The following is a 5780-nucleotide window of genomic DNA, read 5'->3' on the forward strand; positions in this document are numbered from 1 at the left end:
GCGGGGCGGTCTTTCGGGGCGGCGAAGCGGGAGGGACCGGAGTAGAAAAGTTCGTTTGAGGGTATTGACGGACTTCGGAAACGGTGTAAGATGTGCGGCTCGGTTGGACGGAAACGTTCGATCGGCAAGCGAAGAGGCGCTGAGGCCGAATTCGCGAGATCTTTGACAGTGTGCGCAGGTGACTTGTGCGGGCGTCTGCGGATGGGTGAGAAGTCCATCTTGCAGAACGTCCAACGTATGGCCTTTGGGCTGTACACCTAAGAGTCAATTGATTTTAGTAGTCAGCGACGCTTGGGTCGGACTTCTGCAGTTGCAACAAGATTGGATGCCTTCGGGTGTCCGGAAGTTTTAACTGAAGAGTTTGATCCTGGCTCAGATTGAACGCTGGCGGCATGCCTAACACATGCAAGTCGAACGGCAGCGCGGGAGCTTGCTCCTGGCGGCGAGTGGCGGACGGGTGAGGAATGCATAGGAATCTGCCCAGTTGTGGGGGATAACGTAGGGAAACTTACGCTAATACCGCATACGACCTTCGGGTGAAAGTGGGGGACCTTCGGGCCTCACGCGATTGGATGAGCCTATGCCGGATTAGCTAGTTGGCGGGGTAAAAGCCCACCAAGGCGACGATCCGTAGCTGGTCTGAGAGGATGATCAGCCACACTGGAACTGAGACACGGTCCAGACTCCTACGGGAGGCAGCAGTGGGGAATATTGGACAATGGGCGAAAGCCTGATCCAGCAATGCCGCGTGGGTGAAGAAGGCCTTCGGGTTGTAAAGCCCTTTTGTACGGGAAGAAATACCACTTGTTAATACCGAGTGGGGATGACGGTACCGTAAGAATAAGCACCGGCTAACTTCGTGCCAGCAGCCGCGGTAATACGAAGGGTGCAAGCGTTAATCGGAATTACTGGGCGTAAAGCGTGCGTAGGTGGTTTGTTAAGTCTGATGTGAAAGCCCTGGGCTCAACCTGGGAATGGCATTGGATACTGGCTTACTAGAGTGCGGTAGAGGGTAGCGGAATTTCCGGTGTAGCGGTGAAATGCGTAGAGATCGGAAGGAACATCCGTGGCGAAGGCGGCTACCTGGACCAGCACTGACACTGAGGCACGAAAGCGTGGGGAGCAAACAGGATTAGATACCCTGGTAGTCCACGCCCTAAACGATGCGAACTGGACGTTGGGCTCAACTTGGAGCTCAGTGTCGAAGCTAACGCGTTAAGTTCGCCGCCTGGGGAGTACGGTCGCAAGACTGAAACTCAAAGGAATTGACGGGGGCCCGCACAAGCGGTGGAGTATGTGGTTTAATTCGATGCAACGCGAAGAACCTTACCTGGCCTTGACATGCACGGAACTTTCCAGAGATGGATTGGTGCCTTCGGGAACCGTGACACAGGTGCTGCATGGCTGTCGTCAGCTCGTGTCGTGAGATGTTGGGTTAAGTCCCGCAACGAGCGCAACCCTTGTCCTTAGTTGCCAGCACGTAATGGTGGGAACTCTAAGGAGACTGCCGGTGACAAACCGGAGGAAGGTGGGGATGACGTCAAGTCATCATGGCCCTTACGGCCAGGGCTACACACGTACTACAATGGTAGGGACAGAGGGTTGCAATACCGCGAGGTGGAGCCAATCCCAGAAACCCTATCCCAGTCCGGATTGCAGTCTGCAACTCGACTGCATGAAGTCGGAATCGCTAGTAATCGCAGATCAGCAATGCTGCGGTGAATACGTTCCCGGGCCTTGTACACACCGCCCGTCACACCATGGGAGTTTGTTGCACCAGAAGCAGGTAGCTTAACCTTCGGGAGGGCGCTTGCCACGGTGTGGCCGATGACTGGGGTGAAGTCGTAACAAGGTAGCCGTATCGGAAGGTGCGGCTGGATCACCTCCTTTTGAGCACGACGGATCGTTCATCCGTCAGGCGCCCGCACAAGTAACCTGCATCCAGAGTAAGACGGCGACCGCGCAAGGCGCGTCGTTGTCCTCCGTCCATTGACGGGGCCATAGCTCAGCTGGGGCAAGACCTGGTGGCGCATAGCGCCACATGAAGCGAAGCTTCATGAAGGTTGAGCGCCCGCAGGCACCAGCCGAAGGGCCGGGGTCGAGCAGCTGAGCCTCGGCAACGTTAAAAGGTAAGACGGGGCCATAGCTCAGCTGGGAGAGCACCTGCTTTGCAAGCAGGGGGTCGTCGGTTCGATCCCGACTGGCTCCACCACTGTGAGATGGCGAGAAACAGCCTTGGGTCTGTAGCTCAGGTGGTTAGAGCGCACCCCTGATAAGGGTGAGGTCGGTGGTTCGAGTCCTCCCAGACCCACCACGCTGAGCGACAACTCTGGATAGCGCACACGAAGAATTGAAGCGGCTGGGCGTTGAGGCCTGGTCGCGTTCTTTGACAACTTGGGACGTAACAGCGTTTGAGTGGCCTCCATGAGTTCAGGAGGTCGCTGTCGAACGTGTCGTTGAGGCAAGTAAGCGAAGAGTGAGATCGACCCTGAGGCGACTTGGGGTTATATGATCAAGCGACTAAGCGCATACGGTGGATGCCTTGGCGGTCAGAGGCGATGAAGGACGTGGCAGCCTGCGAAAAGCGTCGGGGAGCTGGCAACAAGCTTTGATCCGGCGATGTCCGAATGGGGAAACCCACCCGCAAGGGTATCGTGCACTGAATACATAGGTGTACGAGGCGAACCCGGGGAACTGAAATATCTAAGTACCCGGAGGAAAAGAAATCAACCGAGATTCCCTGAGTAGTGACGAGCGAACGGGGAACAGCCCAAAAGTCGATTGTGTTTTAGGAAAACGGTCTGGAAAGTCCGGCCATAGAAGGTGATAGCCCTGTATTCGAAAGGGCACAGTCGATGAAATTGAGTAGGGCGGGGCACGTGAAACCCTGTCTGAACATGGGGGGACCATCCTCCAAGGCTAAATACTACTGACCGACCGATAGTGAACCAGTACCGTGAGGGAAAGGCGAAAAGAACCCCGGTGAGGGGAGTGAAATAGAACCTGAAACCGTATGCGTACAAGCAGTGGGAGCCCCGCAAGGGGTGACTGCGTACCTTTTGTATAATGGGTCAGCGACTTACATTACGTGGCGAGCTTAACCGTATAGGGGAGGCGAAGGGAAACCGAGTCTGAATAGGGCGAATAGTCGCGTGGTGTAGACCCGAAACCGAGTGATCTATCCATGACCAGGGTGAAGGTGAGGTAACACTTACTGGAGGCCCGAACCCACGCCCGTTGAAAAGGTCGGGGATGAGTTGTGGATAGGAGTGAAAGGCTAAACAAACTCGGAGATAGCTGGTTCTCCTCGAAAGCTATTTAGGTAGCGCCTCGGACGAATACTGCTGGGGGTAGAGCACTGTTATGGCTAGCGGGTCATCGCGACTTAGCAAACCATGGCAAACTCCGAATACCAGCACGTACTATCCGGGAGACACACGGCGGGTGCTAACGTCCGTCGTGAAAAGGGAAACAACCCAGACCCTCAGCTAAGGTCCCCAAATCACAGCTCAGTGGGAAACGATGTGGGAAGGCATAGACAGCCAGGAGGTTGGCTTAGAAGCAGCCACCCTTTAAAGAAAGCGTAATAGCTCACTGGTCGAGTCGGCCTGCGCGGAAGATTTAACGGGGCTAAGCTGTGTACCGAAGCTAGGGATTCAATCGCAAGATTGAGTGGTAGAGGAGCGTTCCGTAAGCCTGCGAAGGTGGATCGTAAGGTCTGCTGGAGGTATCGGAAGTGCGAATGCTGACATGAGTAACGATAATGCGGGTGAAAGACCCGCACGCCGAAAGCCCAAGGTTTCCTTGCGCAACGTTAATCGACGCAGGGTGAGTCGGCCCCTAAGGCGAGGGCGAAAGCCGTAGTCGATGGGAAGCTGGTTAATATTCCAGCACCGCTTGTAATTGCGATGGGGTGACGGAGAAGGCTAGGTGTACCGGGCGTTGGTTGTCCCGGGGAAAGGCGGTAGGTGGTGATCTTAGGCAAATCCGGGATCACATACACCGAGCACCGAGACCAGGGTCTTAGGACCTGAAGTCACTGATGCCACGCTTCCAGGAAAAACCTCTAAGCTTCAGATTACAACGACCGTACCGTAAACCGACACAGGTAGGCAGGGTGAGAATCCTCAGGCGCTTGAGAGAACTCGGGTGAAGGAACTAGGCAACATAGCACCGTAACTTCGGGAGAAGGTGCACCCCAGGGTGTGGCTACATGCGTAGCTGAGCACCCCGGGGTCGCAGTGACCAGGCCGCTGCGACTGTTTATCAAAAACACAGCACTCTGCAAACACGAAAGTGGACGTATAGGGTGTGACGCCTGCCCGGTGCCGGAAGGTTAATTGATGGGGTTAGCGCAAGCGAAGCTCTTGATCGAAGCCCCGGTAAACGGCGGCCGTAACTATAACGGTCCTAAGGTAGCGAAATTCCTTGTCGGGTAAGTTCCGACCTGCACGAATGGCGTAACGACAGCGGCGCTGTCTCCACCCGAGACTCAGTGAAATTGAAATCGCTGTGAAGATGCAGCGTTCCCGCGGCAAGACGGAAAGACCCCGTGAACCTTTACTACAGCTTTACACTGAACGTTGAGTTCGTCTGTGTAGGATAGGTGGGAGGCTTTGAAGTGTGATCGCCAGATTGCATGGAGCCAGCCTTGAAATACCACCCTGATGTGCTTGACGTTCTAACCTCGGCCCGTTATCCGGGTCAGGGACCGTGTATGGTGGGTAGTTTGACTGGGGCGGTCTCCTCCCAAAGAGTAACGGAGGAGCACGAAGGTACGTTCAGCACGGTCGGACATCGTGCAATGAGTGCAAAGGCATAAACGTGCTTGACTGCAAGATCGACGGATCAAGCAGGTACGAAAGTAGGTCTTAGTGATCCGGTGGTTCTGTATGGAAGGGCCATCGCTCAACGGATAAAAGGTACTCCGGGGATAACAGGCTGATACCGCCCAAGAGTTCATATCGACGGCGGTGTTTGGCACCTCGATGTCGGCTCATCACATCCTGGGGCTGTAGTCGGTCCCAAGGGTATGGCTGTTCGCCATTTAAAGTGGTACGCGAGCTGGGTTCAGAACGTCGTGAGACAGTTCGGTCCCTATCTGTCGTGGGCGTTGGAGGTTTGAGAGGGGCTGCTCCTAGTACGAGAGGACCGGAGTGGACGTATCTCTGGTGTTCCGGTTGTCACGCCAGTGGCACTGCCGGGTAGCTATATACGGAAGCGATAACCGCTGAAAGCATCTAAGCGGGAAGCGCGCCTCAAGATGAGACCTCCCGGGAGCTCGACTCCCCTAAAGGAACCAGGAAGACTACCTGGTTGATAGGTCAGGTGTGTAAGCGCAGCAATGCGTTGAGCTAACTGATACTAATGATCCGTGCGGCTTGATCATATAACCTCAAGTTGCTTCCTCAACCACACGTTGAGACAGCACAAACTCTGTTACGTCCCAAGTCCCCCATGAGAGCGTGTGCGCTGTTGGAGCAATCCATCCGGCGACCCTCCACCCTCTCCCTGGTGACAATAGCTGAGTGGAACCACCCGATCCCATCCCGAACTCGGAAGTGAAACGCTCATACGCCGATGGTAGTGTGGCACTGGTCCATGCAAGAGTAGGTCATCGCCAGGGGCTTTATCCAAAGGGCCAGTCCGTATGGACTGGCCCTTTCCCTTTTCAGGTTTCAAACGTCCAACCCCCGGCTCACGCTGGAGGTTTCGTCGTTCTGCGCCCTGCAATTAATCCGATCGCGCAGCGTCTCTCGGCCTATCCGGACAGCCAGTCC

At 55.4% G+C, this 5780-nt stretch carries 2 tRNA genes and 3 rRNA genes; all 5 read left to right on the plus strand.

Annotated elements, in window-relative coordinates:
• Window positions 1–349: 349 nt before the first annotated feature.
• The 5 genes from M0G41_RS18505 (at window position 350) to rrf (ending at window position 5626) form a co-directional block, all read left to right on the plus strand.
• Window positions 350–1890: ribosomal RNA gene (locus tag M0G41_RS18505) — 16S ribosomal RNA — on the plus strand.
• Between the two features lie 246 nt (window positions 1891–2136).
• Window positions 2137–2212, plus strand: a tRNA-Ala gene (locus M0G41_RS18510).
• Window positions 2213–2237: 25 nt separating this feature from the next.
• Window positions 2238–2314: transfer RNA gene (locus M0G41_RS18515), tRNA-Ile, on the plus strand.
• A 196-nt stretch (window positions 2315–2510) separates the two neighbouring features.
• Window positions 2511–5389, plus strand: a 23S ribosomal RNA gene (locus M0G41_RS18520).
• 121 nt (window positions 5390–5510) lie between these two features.
• A 5S ribosomal RNA gene (gene rrf, locus M0G41_RS18525) occupies window positions 5511–5626 on the plus strand.
• Together the 16S, 23S and 5S rRNA genes with 2 tRNA genes alongside form the textbook arrangement of a ribosomal RNA operon.
• The last annotated feature ends 154 nt before the right edge of the window (window positions 5627–5780 follow it).

This window comes from Pseudomarimonas salicorniae, assembly GCF_023156535.1.
Classification (GTDB): Bacteria; Pseudomonadota; Gammaproteobacteria; order Xanthomonadales; family Xanthomonadaceae; genus Pseudomarimonas; species Pseudomarimonas salicorniae.